The sequence below is a fragment of the Pseudomonas sp. B7(2017) genome (assembly GCF_002112745.1).
Taxonomy (GTDB): Bacteria; Pseudomonadota; Gammaproteobacteria; order Pseudomonadales; family Pseudomonadaceae; genus Aquipseudomonas; species Aquipseudomonas ekonensis.
In genome coordinates this window covers 1-16858 of sequence record NZ_NEIP01000006.1, presented here as the reverse complement: position 1 = coordinate 16858, position 16858 = coordinate 1, and the positions used below count along the sequence as shown (strand labels likewise).

Genomic DNA, 16858 nt, shown 5'->3' with positions numbered 1-16858 from the left:
GGCCTGATCCTGTTGTGCCTGTCGGCGACCTGGCTGTCGTTGGCGCTGGGGCCGGTCAGCCTGCCGTTGCTGGATACGCTGCGCGCGGCCTTGCGCATGCTCGGCGTGCCGCTGGCGGCGGACGGGCTGGAGCAGGCCGAACTGATCCTTTGGCAGATCCGTCTGCCGCGCACGCTGCTCGGGCTGGCGGTCGGCGGGGTGCTGGCGCTGTCCGGCGTGGCGATGCAGGGGTTGTTCCGCAATCCGTTGGCCGACCCGGGGCTGGTCGGTGTGTCCAGCGGCGCGGCGTTGGGGGCGGCGGTGGCGATTGTCGGCGGTTCGCTGTTCGGTGGGCTGCCGGAGTGGTTCGGCCCCTATTTGTTGTCGGCGTGCGCGTTTCTCGGCGGCCTCGGGGTGACGGCGCTGGTGTACCGGTTGGGCCGGCGCAACGGGCAGACCAATGTCGCCACCATGCTGTTGGCGGGGATCGCCCTGACCGCGCTGGCCAGCTCGGCCGTCGGCCTGTTCACTTACCTGGCGGATGACGCGACCCTGCGCACCCTGACGTTCTGGAACCTGGGCAGCCTCAACGGCGCCAGTTACGCACGCTTGTGGCCGCTGCTGATCATCAGCGCCGGGGTGGCCTTGTGGCTGCCGCGCCGGGCACGGGCGCTGAATGCGCTGTTGCTGGGGGAGTCCGAGGCCGGGCATCTTGGCATCGATGTCGAACGGCTCAAGCGCGAACTGGTGTTCTGCACGGCCCTCGGCGTCGGCGCGGCCGTGGCGGCGGCGGGAATGATCGGTTTCGTCGGCTTGGTGGTGCCGCATCTGGTGCGGCTGCTGGCCGGGCCCGATCACCGGGTGCTGTTGCCGGCGTCGGTGCTGGCCGGGGCGAGCCTGCTGTTGCTGGCGGATCTGGTGGCGCGGCTGGCGCTGGCGCCGGCGGAACTGCCGATCGGCATCGTGACGGCGTTCATCGGGGCGCCGTTCTTCCTTTATCTGCTGCTGCGAGGGCGGGCCTGATGTTGCGCGCAGACAATCTGCACATCCGCCGCGGCCGCAAGACGGTGCTGGCCGGGGTCAGCCTGCAGCTTGCGCCGGGCGAGGTGCTGGGGGTGCTGGGCCCGAACGGCGCGGGCAAGAGCACGTTGCTCGGCGCCTTGTGCGGCGAGCTGGCGCCGGACGACGGTGACGTCCTGCTTGAGGGCGTGGCATTGGCGCAGTGGCGCGGCAGCCGACGCGCCCAGCGGCTGGCGGTGCTGCCGCAGGTGTCCACCCTGGAGTTCGCTTTCCGCGTCGAGGAAGTGGTCGGGATGGGGCGCTTGCCGCATCAGGCCGGACGGGTGCGCGACGATGAAATCATCATCGAGGCGTTACAGGCGGCGGATGCGGCGCACTTGAGCGGACGCAGCTATCTGGCGCTGTCCGGCGGCGAACGCCAGCGTGTGCACCTGGCGCGGGTGCTGGCGCAGTTGTGGCCGGGGCAGGCCGGGCAGACCCTGCTGCTGGACGAGCCGACGTCGATGCTCGATCCGCTGCATCAGCACACCACGCTGCAGGCCGTGCGGGCGTTCGCCGACCGCGGCGCGGCGGTGATGGTGATCCTGCATGATCTGAATCTGGCGGCGCGCTATTGTGATCGCATCCTGCTGCTCGAAAGCGGACGGCCCGTGGCGCTGGGCACGCCGCAGCAGGTGTTGCGGCCGGACTCGCTCAAGGCGGTGTTCGGCCTGGAGGTGCTGGTGCAACCGCATCCGGAGCGCGGACACCCGCTGATCATCGCCCGCTGAACGGTTCTACGAGGTGCAGGCATGCGCGCAATCCTGTTGTTGGCGATCTTGTTGCTCGGCGGCTGTCAGGCTGTGGCACCGCCTCCGGTCACGGGCGAAATCCGGGACCTGCGTAGCGCTGAGGCGCTGACGCCCCGGCAACTGCTGGCACGCCTGGGCGAGCCGCAGCGGGTGATCGTCGGCGAGCAGCACGACAATGCCGACCACCATGGCCTGCAGCTGTGGCTGCTGCAGAACCTGGAAAAGGAACGCCCCCAAGGCAGCCTGCTGTTGGAAATGCTGGTGCCCGAGCAACAGGCGCGGGTCGATGATGTGCGCAGGTCCGCTGCGCCTCCCGCAGACCTTGCCCAAGCCTTGGCCTGGCAGGATGGATGGGACTGGAGCCTGTACGGGCCGATCGTCCGGTTTGCCCTCGCTCAGCCTTATCCGCTGCTGGCGGCCAATCTCGATGCCGCCGACGTTCGGGCGTTCTACCGCGAGTCTCCGGCGTTGAGCGGAACCCGCAGCAACGCTGCACCGGTCAAGAAGCAATTGCTGGAGCAGATTGCCGATTCTCACTGCGGCTTGCTGCCGGCCTCGCAAATGCCGGCGATGCTGGCGGTTCAGCAACAGCGGGATCGGCGCATGGCCTCGCGCTTGTTGGCGGCGCCTGCGCCCGCGATGCTGTTCGCCGGAGCCTTTCATGCGCGCAAGGATGTCGGCGTGCCGCTGCATGCGCTGGATCTTGGCGCAGAGGAAGCGCCGACGGTGCTGCTGCTGGCGGAACAGGGCAGTGAAGTGTCGGCGAGCATGGCCGACTATGTCTGGTTCACGCCTGCCCGACCGCCGCAGGATTACTGTGCCGAGATGCGAAAGCAGTTCGGCAAATGACTTTTCCACAGGCAAAAAAAGACCCGGTAAAAACCGGGTCAAATAACCGTGATTAGCCTGATGAGGAGATAATCTGAGAGTCCGAACCAAGGGCCTTTCAGAATATCGACCGGTCTCGCGACCAGTTGTGATAATCATAGCGATTCTCATTACCAAGTCAACATCCCTTTCCGATTTCTTTTCCCTTGTCTGGAAAAAGGCCAAAAAGCCCCGGAAACAAGGGACGTCAATGCTGGGCGTGAAACGCGGCAAGCTGGCGGTTGAGCTGGTCGATGCGCCGCGCCATGCTTTCGATCAGGCTGTGGGCGATTTTAGGGTTGGTGCGCGTCATGCTGAGAAACTGATCGCCGGGAATCAGCATCACGGTGCTCGGCTCGCTGGCGATCACCGTAGCGTTGCGCGGTTCGCCGGTGAACGCCGCCATGGCCCCGAAGATCTCGTCCTTGGGCACATCGCCCACCTTGTGTCCGTCGACAAACGCTTCGGCATGCCCTTCGATGATCACGAACACATGGTCGGAGGTGTCGCCCTGCTGAATCAGCACTTCACCTGTAGGAACCCGTTTGAACCCGTTGGTGCTGCGGAACTCGCGGGGCTTAAGCTCGGCGACGGCATGGGCGAGCAGGGCGGTCTGGCCGAGCAGGTAGCGCAGGAACAGGTCGCCGTTCGCGGGCGTCGAGTACACATGCTGGAACACATCGTTTCGCCGATACGGCAACAGGCTCAGTGGGCCGTCTGCGCACAGCCGCAGATCCGTCCACTCCGGCCCTTGCTGCAGGCCGATCAGGTCGCCCTCGTGCCAATAGAACAAGGTCCGGGCGGCGAGGCTGCCGTTGACCACGCCTTGGCTGAGCATAAACAGCCGGTCGCCGGGCAACTGCGCCATCAGGTCGTCCGCCGACTCCAGCTCCAGCGGCGGCCCGCAAGGCGCAAGCCCCGCCAGGCATTGCATCGGCAGGTCCTGCAGGCGACTGGTCAACGCATCGGCATAGGCCGACTGATCCCCGAGCAAGTACATGGCGGCGAGTGCCCGTTCAATTCTTGTGGCGGGAGGAAATGGCTTCGAGCTGCTTGTTCAGAGCGTCCTTGCGCTCGGCGGGGATGTCGTTCCAGTGCACGTCCATCAACGCCCCTTCAATCGCGTACAGCAACACCTTCGACGCCCGGAACCCTCGGGTCCGCACGGCACGGTAAGCGTCCACCGCGCCCAGGCGGCGCAGATCCGAAGCGCTGTGGATGCCCACGGCATGCAGCCATTGCGCCGACGTCTTGCCGAGATTCTTCAGGTGTTGCAGTTCATCATTCATCAAGCCTCCTTGCGACGGCCGAATGGTGCGTGGGCGATCTTCTCAGGAGTGTAGCCATCAGCAGGAAAAGCGTGGTTCGTTGGTCGGATTGGACGCAAACGCTTCTAAGGGGCGGCCGATTGCTCAGCAGCAGTGGTGGGGCGTGGGAAGGAACGGGCGGCATGCCGTCCAGCGCAGGGGCGCTGGACGGCTCGGGCGGCTTCAGCGGGTGCGGTAGCGCAGCCGGGTGCCGAAATTCATCGACATCAGAATCTCGTCGGCGCTCAGCTCAGGCGGAAAGTACGCGCCGGAGATCTGCGCGTGGGCCAGGCTGGCGCCTTCCAGCGAGGCTTGGCGAAAGTCGATGCCGCGAAGGTCGGCGGAGCGGAAATAGGCGTCGGTGAAATCAACGCCGTCAGCGTTCAGTTCACGCAGGTCGAGGCCGCGGAAATCGCCGCCCACCATATCGATCGGCCCGTCCTTGGGTCGCTCCTTGTTGAAGCCTGCGATGTCGTCCTTGTGCAGCAAGGCGTACAGCGGGGTGTCGAGTAGTTTCGGCTGGCTCATGTCAATTCACCTGTTGGTTTTATGACGCCAGTATAATGCCACTATTTGACGGCCGTGAAGCAAGCGGGGGCTTCACGGCCGAAATAGTCCCTTACAGGCCTGGCAGACGCTGACGGATCTGTGCCACGACGGTGTCCAGCGTGCCGGATTCATTGGTCTGCACGCGCTTGCTGCGCAGGATCTCTTCCGGGGTCAGGGCTTCGCGGTTGGCCTGTTGCGCCTCGATGACGGCCAGGGTCGCGTCGGACGGATCTTTTTTGTCCGCCTGACGAATCGCCAACCAGCTTTCGATCACGGCTTGCGGCGCGTTGCAGTCCAGGATCAGGAACGGCGTGCCGGTGGCCTCGGCGACGGCCGCCGCGCTGTCGCGCTGGCCGCGCTTGAGGTAGGTCGCATCGATCACCACCGGGAAGCCTGCACGCAGGATCACCGCCGCCACTTCATGCAGACGGTCGTAGGTGGCGACGCTGGCTTCAGGGCTGTAGATGCCGGCCTGGACGTCATTGGCGACGGTCTGCTCGCCGAACAGGCGCTTGCGCTCCACGTCGGAACGCAGGCGGACGGCGCCCAACGCTTCCACGAGGCGCATGGCCACGTGGCTCTTGCCCACCGCCGATACGCCGTGGGTGATCGCCATGAAGCGCGAAGGGATGGTGCTGTAGCTTTCCGCCAGGTTGGCGTAGTTGCGGTACTGGCGCAGGGTGGTGGCGCGCTGCACCGGCGTGGCGTCGGCCGGCATGCTGAACAGCGACACCTTGGCGCGCACCAGGGCGCGATAGGCCTTGTAGAAGTTCAGGACTTCCAGGCCCTGGTAGTCGCCGGTCAGTTCCAGGTACTGGCTGATGAAGCGGCGGGCCAGGGATTTCAGGCCACGGTCTTCCAGGTCCATCGCCAGGAAACCGATGTCGGCGTAGACGTCGGTGAAACGGAACGGTTCGTTGAACTCGATGCAGTCGAAGATCACGACCTTGCCGTCGATCACGGTGGCGTTGCCCAGGTGGATGTCACCGTGGCATTCGCGGGTGAAGCCCTCGGCCTTGCGTTGGGCGAACAGCGGCTTGAGGCGATCGAAGCTGGCTTCGGCCCAGGCCTCGAGGGCTTCGAGTTGCAGCAGGTCGTTCTTGTCGCTGAGGAACGGACGGATCTGCTCGAAGTTCTGGCGAACCGGCGCCATCACGCTGTCCGGCGTGCCGGCGTCGTGTTCGGCCGGCACCTTCGGCGCATTGAGGTGGAAACGGGCGATCTGCTCGGCCATCTCGTCGATGTGGGCAGTGGTCAGCTCGCCGTTGGCCTGCAGGGTGCTGAGCAGCCCGGTCTGCGGGAACTGGCGCATCTTCAGCACGTATTCGATGGCCGGGCCGTCGCCGCCCAGTTGCGGGTTCTCGGCGGTGCCGGTGACCGGCAGGACCTCCAGGTAAAGGTCGTCGGTCAGGCGCTGGTTCAGCCGCAGCTCTTCGCCGCAGAAATGCGCGCGGGACTCGAGGCCGGTGAAGTCGAGGAAGCCGAAGTTCACCGGCTTCTTCACTTTATAGGCGAACTGACCGGTGAGCAGCACCCACGAGATGTGGGTTTCGATGACCTGGAACCCTTCGACGGGGTGCGGGTAGAGGGCCGGGTTTTGCAGGGCAGCGATCAGGGACTGGCTCACAGGTGATCCTTCAGTGTCTGGGGGATTCGAGGCGCTCATTATGGCCGCTCGCCCGCCCGACGCAAACCTCGGAGCGCTCCTGTTGAGTATGAATAAAGTGCGTATAATCCGCCGCCATGACACGTACCCGATCCCCCCGCACACCGAAAAAACCACCCTCCCGGGGCCTGCGCCCATGGCTGGGCTGGGCCCTTAAACTCAGCCTGGTCGGCCTTGTGGTGCTGGCCGGCTTCGCCGTGTACCTCGATGCCGTGGTGCAGGAGAAATTCTCCGGCAAGCGCTGGACGATCCCGGCCAAGGTGTACGCGCGGCCGCTTGAGCTGTTCGTCGGACAAAAGCTGAGCAAGGACGATTTCCTCACCGAACTCGATGCCCTCGGCTACCGCCGCGAAAGCGTCAGCAACGGCCCCGGCGCGGCATCGGTCAACGGCAACACCGTCGACCTGAACACCCGTGGCTTCCAGTTCTATGAAGGGCTGGAAAAACCGCAGCCGGTGCGCGTGCGGTTCTCCGGCGACTACGTGGCCGAGCTCTCGGCGACCAACGGCTCGAAACTGTCCGTGGTGCGCCTGGAGCCGCTGCTGATCGGCGGGATCTACCCGAAAAACCTCGAAGACCGGATCCTGATCAAACTCGACCAGGTGCCGCCGTACCTGCTGGAAACCCTGGTGGCCGTGGAAGACCGGGATTTCTACAGCCACTGGGGCGTGTCGCCGAAGTCGATCGCCCGGGCGGTGTGGGTGAACACCTCCGGCGGCAAGATGACCCAGGGCGGCAGTACGCTGACCCAGCAGTTGGTGAAGAACTTCTACCTGACCAACGAACGCAGCCTGACCCGCAAGCTCACCGAAGCCATGATGGCGATGCTGCTGGAGCTGCATTACGACAAGAAGGAAATCCTTGAGGCCTACCTCAACGAAGTGTTCGTCGGCCAGGACGGTCAGCGTGCGGTGCACGGTTTCGGTCTGGCCAGCCAGTTCTTCTTCGGCCAGCCGCTTTCCGAGCTGAAGCTGCATCAGGTCGCGCTGCTGGTGGGCATGGTCAAGGGGCCGTCCTACTACAACCCGCGCCGCAACCCGGAGCGGGCGCTGGAGCGGCGCAACCTGGTGCTCGACGTGCTTGAGCAGCAGGGCGTCGCGACCGCCGAGCAGGTCGAGGCGGCGAAGAAGATGCCGCTGGGCGTGACCACCCGCGGCAAGCTGGCCGACAGCTCGTTCCCGGGCTTCATCGATCTGGTCAAGCGCCAGTTGCGTGAAGACTACCGCGACGAAGACTTGACCGAAGAGGGCCTGCGGATTTTCACCAGCTTCGATCCGATCCTGCAGATGAAGGCCGAAGCGTCGGTCAACGACACCTTCAAGCGCCTGTCCGGCCGCAAAGGCGCCGACGACGTGGAAGCGGCAATGGTCGTGACCAACCCGGAAACGGGCGAGGTCCAGGCCATGATCGGCAGCCGTCAGGCCAGCTTCGCCGGCTTCAACCGGGCACTGGATGCGGTGCGGCCGATCGGCTCGCTGATCAAGCCGGCGGTGTACCTGACCGCGCTGGAGAAGCCGAGCCAGTACACGCTGACCAGTTGGCTGTCGGACGAATCCTTCTCGGTGAAGGGCGCGGACGGGCAGGTCTGGAAACCGCAGAACTATGACCGCCGCTCCCACGGCACCGTGTTCCTTTATCAGGGACTGGCGCATTCCTACAACTTGTCCACAGCCCGTCTGGGGCTCGCCATCGGTGTGCCCAACGTGCTCAAGACCTTGGGACGCCTGGGCGTTACCCGCGACTTCCCGGCCTTCCCATCGATGCTGCTGGGGGCAGGCGGCATGACCCCGATGGAAGTGGCGACCATGTACCAGACCCTGGCCAACGGCGGCTTCAACACGCCGATGCGCGGGATCCGCAGCGTGCTGACCGCCGAGGGCGAACCGCTCAAGCGCTATCCGTTCCAGATCGAACAGCGCTTCGATCCGGCCTCGATCTACCTGATCCAGAACGCCATGCAGCGAGTCATGCGTGAAGGCACCGGCAGTTCGGTCTATAACGTGTTGCCCAAGACCCTGACGCTGGCCGGCAAGACCGGCACCAGCAACGACTCGCGCGACAGCTGGTTCGCCGGGTTCAGCCAGGACCTGCTGGCGGTGGTGTGGCTGGGCCGCGACGACAACGGCAAGACGCCGTTCACCGGCGCCACCGGCGCGCTGCAGGTCTGGACCAGTTTCATGCGCAAGGCCGATCCGCTGCCGCTGGACATGCCGCAACCGGACAACGTGGTGCAGGCCTGGGTCGATGCGCGCACCGGCCAGGGTTCCGACGCCAATTGCCCGGGTGCGGTGCAGATGCCGTATATTCGCGGCAGCGAGCCTCCGCCCGGCGCTGCGTGTGCGGGCGAAAACCCCACACCTGCCGAGTCGGTGATGGATTGGGTCAAGGGCTGGATGAATTAAGCAAAGAGGGATTCAAGTGAACAAGTGGTTGATTCCGGCGGTGACCGCCGTGGCGCTGCTCAGCGGCTGCTCCACCGTGCAGCGTGGTTCGATTCCGGTTGTGGATTCCGGCACCGCCGTGTCCAACAGCGAGCGCATTTCGGCCAATGGCGGGTTCCGGCAGACGACCGTGAAGCGGCCGGCGCAGAGCCAGGCCCAGGCCATTCCCCAAGGCGACACCGGCGTGGTGGTGATGGTGCCGGGCGGCGCCGCGACCTCGACGCCGATCAGCACCTCGCCGATCGTTCCGGGCCCGGCGTCCGGCGGCATCACCCCGGGGCCGTACAACCCTTCGCCGGTGGAATCCGCGCCGACCGGCTCCGGCAGCTACAGCATGCCTTCGGCACCGAGCGGCATCCCGTCGGCCAGCGGCAGCGGCGGCGGTCTGTCCGCCGACGAGCAACTGGACGGCCCGGTGCTCGCGCTGTTGACCACCGCCCAACAGCAACAGGCCGGCGGCGACCTCAACGGCGCCTCGTCCAGCCTGGAGCGTGCCCAGCGTGTGGCCCCGCGTGAGCCGCAAGTGCTGTACCGCCTGGCCCAGGTGCGCATGGCCCAAGGCGATGCGCCGCAGGCCGAGCAGTTCGCCCGCCGTGCCCTGACGATGGCCAACGGTCGTCCGGACCTGCAGGCCAGCCTGTGGGAGCTGATCGCCCAGGCCCGCGAGAAGCAGGGCGATGCCTCCGGCGCCGCGCTGGCCCGTCAGAAAGCCCGGGTCTCGCTGTGATGGACGTACGTTTTCCGAAAGTCGCCGATCAGTTGCTGCTGATCGAGCGTGAACTGCGCGCCCAGGGCTGGTGGGACGACGTGCCGCCGTCCGCCGAGGCCCTGAACAGCGTCGAGCCCTTCGCCGTCGATACCCTCGAGTTCGAGCAGTGGCTGCAATGGATCTTCCTGCCGAAGATGAAGATCATCCTTGAGCAGGATCTGCCGCTGCCCAACGCGTCGGGCATCCAGGAAATGGCCGAGATGGTCTTCGCCCAGCGCAACGTGCAGGGCAAGGACCGTCAACTGCAGGTGCTGCTCAAAGAGTTCGACCTGCTGATCACCGCATCGCGTTGAGCCGGAAACTGCCGGTGGCTACTGGCAGTTTTCGTTTATCTGCTTGTGCGTTTCGGCGATTCGCTCCTGACGCTGCTCTTCGTTGAGCCGTCGCACCTTTCCCTCCACTTCTTCCCTCAGGCGCGGATTGTTCTGCAACTGCGCAAGATTGGTGCGCGCCTGGTCGCAAAACGCCGTCAGCTGCGCTTGCTGTTCGGCGACTTGCCGCTTGACCTTTTCGTCGATGGCTTTCTGGTCGCCGAGTGCGCCGCTGCCCGGCATTGCCGATGGCTTGGACGCAGAGGGGAGGGGCGGGGCAGAGGGCTGCACGGTGATGGCGGGCTGTCCCGGCGGCGGTTGCGCGTCGAAATGCGTGACCCCTTGGGCGTCCACCCAAGTGTAGATCTGACCGGCCATGCACCACGGGCTAAGGCCGATCAGCAGACTGGCGATAAGCGTTCGCATGCTGATTCCTTGGTAAAACTGCGCAATCGGAGCTAACAGAGTAGCTCTTTACAGGTTTTTTCTTGCGTTCTCATGTATTTACCCACAATTAAGCCCATAGACGGCTTGACTTGCAGAGGGCGAAACAGAAGAATCCAAAGTCCGCTGTAGAGGGACTGCCAGAAGCAGACCCGCTCGGCAGATCATGAGGCGCCTATCCGCGTCGACCTGTTACACCCGCAACGCGTTACCTCGCGCTGGGTGGGAAAGGCCCGCAACACTTGGGACGATCCCAATACTTGCTCAGTCAGTGCTGACGTAGTCGGCGACCACCGTCGCTCATGCTCTGCCGAGAAGTAAACCTATTAAGACCCGTTCCGCTATTTCGTGGACGGTATTCTGGCGTTTTAGAGGTGAACAACGTGGAGCTTTTATCTGGCGGTGAGATGCTCGTCCGCTTCTTGCGTGACGAAGGCGTCAAATATATCTACGGGTACCCGGGTGGTGCTCTCCTTCATGTCTACGATGCCCTGTTCAAAGAACCGGAAGTGACCCACATCCTGGTTCGTCACGAACAAGCGGCTACCCATATGGCTGACGGCTATGCCCGTGCCACCGGCAAGGCCGGCGTGGTGCTGGTGACGTCCGGTCCTGGCGCCACAAACGCCATTACCGGTATCGCGACCGCCTACATGGACTCCATTCCGATGGTGATCATTTCCGGTCAGGTGCCGAGCACCATGGTCGGCACCGATGCGTTCCAGGAAACCGACATGATCGGCATCTCCCGGCCGATCGTGAAGCACAGCTTCATGATCAAGCACGCTTCGGAAATCCCGGAAGTCATGAAGAAGGCCTTCTACCTGGCGCAATCCGGTCGTCCGGGCCCGGTCGTTGTCGATGTCCCGAAAGACATGACCAACCCGGCCGAGAAGTTCGAATACGTCTTCCCGAAAAAAGCCAAGCTGCGTTCCTACAGCCCGGCCGTCCGCGGCCACTCCGGGCAAATCCGCAAGGCAGCGGAAATGCTCCTGGCGGCCAAGCGTCCCGTGCTCTATTCGGGCGGCGGCGTGATCCTCGGCAACGGCTCCGCGCCGCTGACCGAACTGGCCAAGATGCTCAACCTGCCGGTGACCAACACCCTGATGGGCCTGGGCGGTTTCCCCGGCACCGACCGTCAGTTCATCGGCATGCTCGGCATGCACGGCAGCTACACCGCCAACCTGGCGATGCACCATGCCGATGTGATCCTGGCCGTCGGCGCTCGCTTCGACGACCGGGTGATCAACGGCGCGCCGAAGTTCTGCCCGAACGCCAAGATCATTCACGTCGACATCGACCCGGCGTCGATCTCCAAGACCATCAAGGCCGACGTACCGATCGTGGGTCCGGTCGAGAGCGTCATGACCGAAATGGTCGCGATCCTCAAGGAAATCGGCGAGACCCCGAACAAGGACGCCGTGACCAGCTGGTGGAAGCAGATCGACGAGTGGCGCGGTGACCGCGGCCTGTTCCCTTACGACAAGGGCGACGGCAGCAAGATCAAGCCGCAGACCGTGATCGAGACCCTGTGCGAAGTGACCAAGGGCGATGCCTTTGTGACCTCCGACGTGGGCCAGCACCAGATGTTCGCTGCGCAGTACTACAAGTTCAACAAGCCCAACCGTTGGATCAACTCCGGTGGCCTGGGCACCATGGGCTTCGGTTTCCCGGCGGCCATGGGCGTGAAGCTGAGCTTCCCGGATTCGGACGTCGCGTGCGTGACGGGCGAGGGCAGCATCCAGATGAACATCCAGGAACTGTCGACCTGCATGCAGTACGGTCTGCCGGTGAAGATCGTCAACCTGAACAACGGCGTGCTGGGCATGGTTCGCCAGTGGCAGGACATGAGCTACGGCAGCCGCCACTCGCACTCCTACATGGAATCGCTGCCTGACTTCGTCAAGCTGGCCGAGGCCTATGGTCACGTGGGCATCCGCATCACCGACCTGAAGGACCTGAAGCCGAAGATGGAAGAGGCGTTCGCCATGAAGGATCGCCTGGTGTTCCTCGACATCCAGGTCGACACCAGCGAGCACGTCTACCCGATGCAGATCAAAGACGGCTCCATGCGCGATATGTGGCTGAGCAAGACGGAGCGTACCTAATCATGCGGCACATCATTTCCTTGCTTCTGGAAAACGAACCCGGCGCCTTGTCGCGTGTGGTCGGCCTGTTCTCGCAGCGCAACTACAACATCGAAAGCCTGACCGTGGCGCCGACCGAGGACCCGACCCTGTCGCGTCTGACGCTGACCACCGTCGGCCACGATGAAATCATCGAGCAGATCACCAAGAACCTGAACAAGCTGGTCGAGGTGGTCAAGCTGGTGGATCTGTCGGAGAGCGCTCACATCGAGCGCGAACTGATGCTGGTCAAGGTCAAGGCCACCGGCGCCCAGCGCGCCGAGATCAAACGCACCACCGATATCTATCGTGGGCAGATCGTCGATGTCAGCGCCAGCGTCTATACCGTTCAACTGACCGGTACCAGCGACAAGCTCGACAGCTTCATCCAGTCGATCGGCACTGCCTCGATTCTGGAAACCGTACGCAGCGGCGTCACCGGGATTGCCCGCGGCGACAAAGTGCTCAGCATCTAAAACAATTTGGCGAACGGCCTGAACGGCCTGGATATATAGGGGAATTTCATGAAAGTTTTCTACGATAAAGACTGTGACCTGTCGATCATCCAGGGCAAGAAAGTTGCCATCATCGGTTACGGTTCCCAAGGTCACGCCCAGGCGTGCAACCTGAAGGACTCGGGCGTCGACGTCACCGTCGGCCTGCGCAAAGGTTCCTCCACCGTCGCCAAGGCCGAGGCCCATGGCCTGAAAGTCACCGACGTGGCCACCGCTGTCGCCGGCGCCGACCTGGTCATGATCCTGACCCCGGACGAGTTCCAGTCCCAGCTGTACAAGAACGAAATCGAGCCGAACATCAAGAAGGGCGCCACCCTGGCCTTCTCCCACGGCTTCGCGATCCACTACAACCAGGTCGTTCCGCGTGCCGACCTCGACGTGATCATGATCGCGCCGAAAGCGCCGGGCCACACCGTGCGTTCCGAGTTCGTCAAAGGCGGCGGCATCCCTGACCTGATCGCCGTCTACCAGGACGCTTCGGGCAACGCCAAGAACGTTGCGCTGTCCTACGCGGCAGGCGTCGGCGGCGGCCGTACCGGCATCATCGAAACCACCTTCAAGGACGAGACCGAAACCGACCTGTTCGGCGAACAAGCCGTTCTGTGCGGCGGTACCGTCGAGCTGGTGAAAGCCGGTTTCGAAACCCTGGTCGAAGCAGGCTACGCGCCTGAAATGGCCTACTTCGAGTGCCTGCACGAACTGAAGCTGATCGTTGACCTCATGTACGAAGGCGGCATCGCCAACATGAACTACTCGATCTCCAACAACGCCGAGTACGGCGAGTACGTGACCGGCCCGGAAGTGATCAACGCCGAATCCCGTCAGGCCATGCGCAATGCCCTGAAACGCATTCAGGACGGCGAGTACGCCAAAATGTTCATCAGCGAAGGCGCGACCGGCTACCCTTCGATGACCGCCAAGCGTCGCAACAACGCCGCTCACGGCATCGAAATCATCGGCGAGCAACTGCGCTCGATGATGCCGTGGATCGGTGCCAACAAGATCGTCGACAAAGCCAAGAACTAAGTCCTCGACCCTTGTGCGAAAAACGCGGCCTCGGCCGCGTTTTTTCGTTTGAGCCCGACGCTTCTGGTATAAAGCTGCATCGTTTGCGGCCGAACCGTCGTCCCAGACACCTGTCGAAACTGTCCAATCCGTTGCAAGGTAATGTCCATGAGCGAACGTCCTGAAGAGCCGAACCAGGCTTCCGACGCCGAAAGCCTGCTGCCCGTCGACGAGCACGTCGAAGAGGGCCATGACGCCGAAGGCCGTAAAGTCCGGCATCGTGGTATCTATCTTCTGCCGAACCTGTTCACCACCGCGAACCTGTTCGCAGGGTTCTATTCCATCATCAACTCCATGAGCGCCCAGGCCGCATTGAGCGCGGGGGATGCGGCCAATGCGAGCAAGTACTTCGCTTTCGCCGCCATCGCGATCTTCGTCGCCATGGTGCTCGACGGCCTCGACGGCCGCGTCGCGCGGATGACCAACACCCAGAGCGCGTTCGGTGCCGAGTACGACTCGCTGTCCGATATGGTTGCCTTCGGCGTGGCCCCGGCGTTGCTGGCGTTCGGTTGGGCGCTGGGCGACATGGGCAAGGTCGGCTGGATGGTCGCCTTCATTTATGTGGCCGGTGCGGCGCTGCGTCTGGCGCGCTTCAACACTCAGGTCGGCACGGCGGACAAGCGTTACTTCATCGGCTTGGCCAGCCCTGCTGCCGCCGGCGTGGTGGCGGGCATCGTCTGGGCGTTCAGCGATTACGGGATCCAGGGTTCGAAGATGTCGTTCCTGGTTGCCCTGATGGTCGCCGCTGCGGGCATGCTGATGGTCAGCAACATCAAGTACAACAGCTTCAAGGAACTGGACCTCAAAGGCCGCGTGCCTTTCGTGGCGATCCTCGCGGTGGTGCTGGTCTTTGCCGTGGTGTTCAGCGATCCGCCGCGCATCCTGCTGCTGGTTTTCCTTGCCTATGCGGCGTCCGGCCCGGTGCAGTACCTGTTGCATCTTCGTCGCCACAAAAACGCCGAGTGATGTAATTTCCCTCATACTCCGCAGTCTACGGGTGCATCTGTCCTCCAAAACTGCGGAGTTGTCATGCTGATCAAAGTCCCCAAGGCGTCCGGTTGCACTGAGTCGGACGTCACGCCCGAATCCATCTACCTGTCCCGTCGGCAACTGCTTGGCGCAACGGCCGCCGGCCTGGCCATGACCGGCCTGCCGCGCTGGGCCGATGCCGAAGAGACTGCGCGTTACGCCGATGTCGATCCCGGAAAGGCACCTACTTGGTTTGCCGAAAAACTGCCCTCCACCCAATGGGGAGCGGTCAGCGCCAAGGACGAGGCCATCACGCCGTTCAAGGACGCGACCCATTACAACAACTTCTATGAGTTCGGCACCGACAAGGGTGACCCGGCAGCCAACGCCGGCTCCCTGAAGACCGAACCCTGGAGCGTGGTGGTGGACGGCGAGGTGGGTAAGCCGGGGCGTTATGCGCTGGAAGACTTCATGAAGCCCTACCGATTGGAGGAGCGGATCTATCGTTTGCGCTGCGTCGAGGCGTGGTCGATGGTCATTCCCTGGATCGGCTTTCCTCTGTCGGCGCTGCTCAAGCAGGTCGAGCCGACCTCCAACGCCAAATTCATCCGTTTCGAAACCCTGCAGGATCCCAAGAGCATGCCGGGGCAGCGATCCGGGTTCGCCCTGATCGATTGGCCCTATGTAGAGGGTTTGCGTCTGGATGAGGCAATGCATCCGTTGGCGATTCTGGCGGTCGGCATGTATGGCCGAGAACTGCCGAATCAGAATGGTGCGCCCCTGCGTCTGGTGGTGCCTTGGAAGTACGGCTTCAAGAGCGTGAAGTCGATCGTGCGGATCAGTCTGGTGAGTGAGCAGCCGAAGACCACCTGGCAAAGCATCGCGGCGAATGAATACGGCTTTTACGCGAACGTGAACCCGACGGTCGACCACCCGAGGTGGACGCAGGCGCGGGAGCGGCGTCTGCCGAACAGCCTGTTCAAGCCCAACGTGCGTGATACGCAGATGTTCAACGGCTACGCGGAAGAGGTTGCTTCTCTTTATGCCGGGCTCGATCTGCGGAAGAACTACTGATGCGGCATACCTTTTGGCGTATGGGTGTTTTTGTCGCCGCGGCGATCTGGCCGCTGCTGTGGTTCTACCAGGCCTTTTCGGATCTGCTCGGGCCGGATCCAGGCAAAGTGCTGGTCGATCGGTTAGGGCTAGGCGCGCTGGTGCTGCTGCTGGTCACCTTGAGCATGACGCCGGCACAGAAGCTGACCGGGTGGGCGGGATGGATTGCCGTCCGCAGGCAGCTGGGCCTTTGGTGCTTCGCCTATGTGGTTGTGCATTTGTTCAGCTATATGGCGTTCATCCTGGGGTTCGACTGGTCGCAGCTGGGGGTTGAGTTGCGCAAGCGTCCGTACGTCATCGTCGGAGCGCTGGCATTCCTGGGATTGCTGGCGCTAGCCGTCACCTCCAACCGTTACAGTCAGCGTCGGCTGGGTGTCCGTTGGAAGAAGCTGCATCGGTTGGTTTATCCGATCCTCGGGCTTGGGTTGCTGCATATGCTTTGGATCGTACGGGCGGACCTCAAGGAGTGGGCAGTCTATGCCTTTATAGGTGCCTCTCTATTGGTGCTGCGGATCCCTCCTGTGACGCGTCGGATCCCGCGGTTGATGGGGAAAAAGCGGATTCTGCAAGAAAAGTGAAATTAACGGTTGACGGTAGATTTCAGTTCTCTATAATTCGCCCCACTTCCGGCGCAGTCGAAACGGAAAACTCCTTGAGATTCAACGAGTTACGAAGTTTTCGGCAGCGGGTCGCTTCAGTTCAGCGAAGCCCGGAGGGAGTCGAAGAGGGTGGTGCTGTTTGGCCCTTTCGGCGTTTCGATCCTACCGGTCGAAAGCGGAGAAAAGAGGTGTTGACAGCAGCGTGCAACGCTGTAGAATTCGCCTCCCGCTGACGAGAGATCGAAAGCGCAAGTGGTTGAAGTTGAAAAAGAAATTTTGAAAACTTCTGAAAATAACCGCTTGACAGCAAATGAGGCTGCTGTAGAA

Annotated in this window: 17 protein-coding genes and 1 pseudogene; 12 read left to right on the top strand and 6 right to left on the bottom strand. The window is 63.1% G+C overall.

Annotated features, from left to right (window positions below):
- Positions 1-18 precede the first annotated feature (18 nt).
- The 3 genes from CAG29_RS13430 to CAG29_RS13420 are packed head-to-tail and all read left to right on the top strand — an operon-like array spanning position 19 to position 2639.
- A complete protein-coding gene (locus CAG29_RS13430; RefSeq protein ID WP_170930375.1) occupies positions 19-1002 on the top strand; it encodes an iron ABC transporter permease in 984 nt (327 codons plus the stop codon).
- Entirely contained in the window at positions 1002-1769 is a 768-nt protein-coding gene (locus CAG29_RS13425; RefSeq protein ID WP_085632250.1) for a heme ABC transporter ATP-binding protein, read from the top strand. Before CAG29_RS13430 ends, CAG29_RS13425 begins: the two co-directional genes overlap by 1 nt.
- Before the next feature lie 21 nt (positions 1770-1790).
- Positions 1791-2639, top strand: a complete 849-nt coding sequence (locus CAG29_RS13420; RefSeq protein WP_085632248.1) for a ChaN family lipoprotein — start codon at positions 1791-1793, stop codon at positions 2637-2639.
- Positions 2640-2865: 226 nt separating this feature from the next.
- Here CAG29_RS13420 and CAG29_RS13415 read toward each other — a convergent pair whose 3' ends face one another.
- From CAG29_RS13415 to CAG29_RS13400, 4 genes are all read right to left on the bottom strand, one after another.
- Positions 2866-3657 carry a Crp/Fnr family transcriptional regulator gene (locus CAG29_RS13415; RefSeq protein WP_085632246.1) on the bottom strand — a complete coding sequence of 264 codons (792 nt, stop codon included), beginning with the start codon at positions 3655-3657 and terminating at the stop codon, positions 2866-2868.
- Between the two features lie 16 nt (positions 3658-3673).
- Positions 3674-3946 carry a TfoX/Sxy family protein gene (locus CAG29_RS13410; protein WP_003228231.1) on the bottom strand — a complete coding sequence of 91 codons (273 nt, stop codon included), beginning with the start codon at positions 3944-3946 and terminating at the stop codon, positions 3674-3676.
- A gap of 201 nt (positions 3947-4147) precedes the next feature.
- The gene (locus tag CAG29_RS13405; RefSeq protein WP_085584291.1) at positions 4148-4492 is read right to left on the bottom strand and encodes a pentapeptide repeat-containing protein; all 345 of its coding nucleotides are present in this window, start codon (positions 4490-4492) and stop codon (positions 4148-4150) included.
- 91 nt (positions 4493-4583) lie between these two features.
- Positions 4584-6140, bottom strand: coding sequence for a bifunctional aminoglycoside phosphotransferase/ATP-binding protein (locus tag CAG29_RS13400; protein WP_085584293.1), 1557 nt, complete (start codon positions 6138-6140; stop codon positions 4584-4586).
- Positions 6141-6256: 116 nt separating this feature from the next.
- Between CAG29_RS13400 and mrcB the strand changes: the two genes are divergently transcribed.
- The 3 genes from mrcB to CAG29_RS13385 are packed head-to-tail and all read left to right on the top strand — an operon-like array spanning position 6257 to position 9682.
- Entirely contained in the window at positions 6257-8581 is a 2325-nt protein-coding gene (gene mrcB, locus CAG29_RS13395) for a penicillin-binding protein 1B (protein WP_085584295.1), read from the top strand.
- Positions 8582-8597: 16 nt separating this feature from the next.
- Positions 8598-9347 carry a tetratricopeptide repeat protein gene (locus CAG29_RS13390; protein ID WP_085694640.1) on the top strand — a complete coding sequence of 250 codons (750 nt, stop codon included), beginning with the start codon at positions 8598-8600 and terminating at the stop codon, positions 9345-9347.
- Positions 9347-9682 carry a YqcC family protein gene (locus tag CAG29_RS13385; RefSeq protein WP_085584299.1) on the top strand — a complete coding sequence of 112 codons (336 nt, stop codon included), beginning with the start codon at positions 9347-9349 and terminating at the stop codon, positions 9680-9682. The genes CAG29_RS13390 and CAG29_RS13385 overlap by 1 nt, the downstream gene beginning before the upstream one ends.
- A gap of 18 nt (positions 9683-9700) precedes the next feature.
- Here the strand turns inward: CAG29_RS13385 and CAG29_RS13380 are convergent, their stop codons facing one another.
- Positions 9701-10126 (bottom strand): DUF4124 domain-containing protein, encoded by a 426-nt coding sequence (locus CAG29_RS13380; protein WP_085584301.1) that lies wholly within the window; start codon positions 10124-10126, stop codon positions 9701-9703.
- 401 nt (positions 10127-10527) lie between these two features.
- Between CAG29_RS13380 and CAG29_RS13375 the strand changes: the two genes are divergently transcribed.
- From CAG29_RS13375 to msrQ, 6 genes are all read left to right on the top strand, one after another.
- Positions 10528-12252: an acetolactate synthase 3 large subunit gene (locus tag CAG29_RS13375; protein ID WP_085584316.1), complete on the top strand. Its 1725-nt coding sequence runs from the start codon at positions 10528-10530 to the stop codon at positions 12250-12252.
- A 2-nt stretch (positions 12253-12254) separates the two neighbouring features.
- Positions 12255-12746: an acetolactate synthase small subunit gene (ilvN, locus tag CAG29_RS13370; RefSeq protein WP_040064172.1), complete on the top strand. Its 492-nt coding sequence runs from the start codon at positions 12255-12257 to the stop codon at positions 12744-12746.
- Positions 12747-12794: 48 nt separating this feature from the next.
- Entirely contained in the window at positions 12795-13811 is a 1017-nt protein-coding gene (gene ilvC / locus CAG29_RS13365; RefSeq protein ID WP_085632244.1) for a ketol-acid reductoisomerase, read from the top strand.
- 147 nt (positions 13812-13958) lie between these two features.
- Positions 13959-14816, top strand: coding sequence for a CDP-diacylglycerol--serine O-phosphatidyltransferase (pssA, locus tag CAG29_RS13360; protein WP_085584305.1), 858 nt, complete (start codon positions 13959-13961; stop codon positions 14814-14816).
- 63 nt (positions 14817-14879) lie between these two features.
- A complete protein-coding gene (msrP, locus tag CAG29_RS13355) occupies positions 14880-15893 on the top strand; it encodes a protein-methionine-sulfoxide reductase catalytic subunit MsrP (protein ID WP_085694639.1) in 1014 nt (337 codons plus the stop codon).
- A complete protein-coding gene (gene msrQ, locus CAG29_RS13350; RefSeq protein ID WP_085584309.1) occupies positions 15893-16510 on the top strand; it encodes a protein-methionine-sulfoxide reductase heme-binding subunit MsrQ in 618 nt (205 codons plus the stop codon). Before msrP ends, msrQ begins: the two co-directional genes overlap by 1 nt.
- A 116-nt stretch (positions 16511-16626) precedes the next feature.
- Here the strand turns inward: msrQ and CAG29_RS28655 are convergent.
- Positions 16627-16858, bottom strand: a pseudogene (locus CAG29_RS28655) (hypothetical protein); the annotation flags it as partial.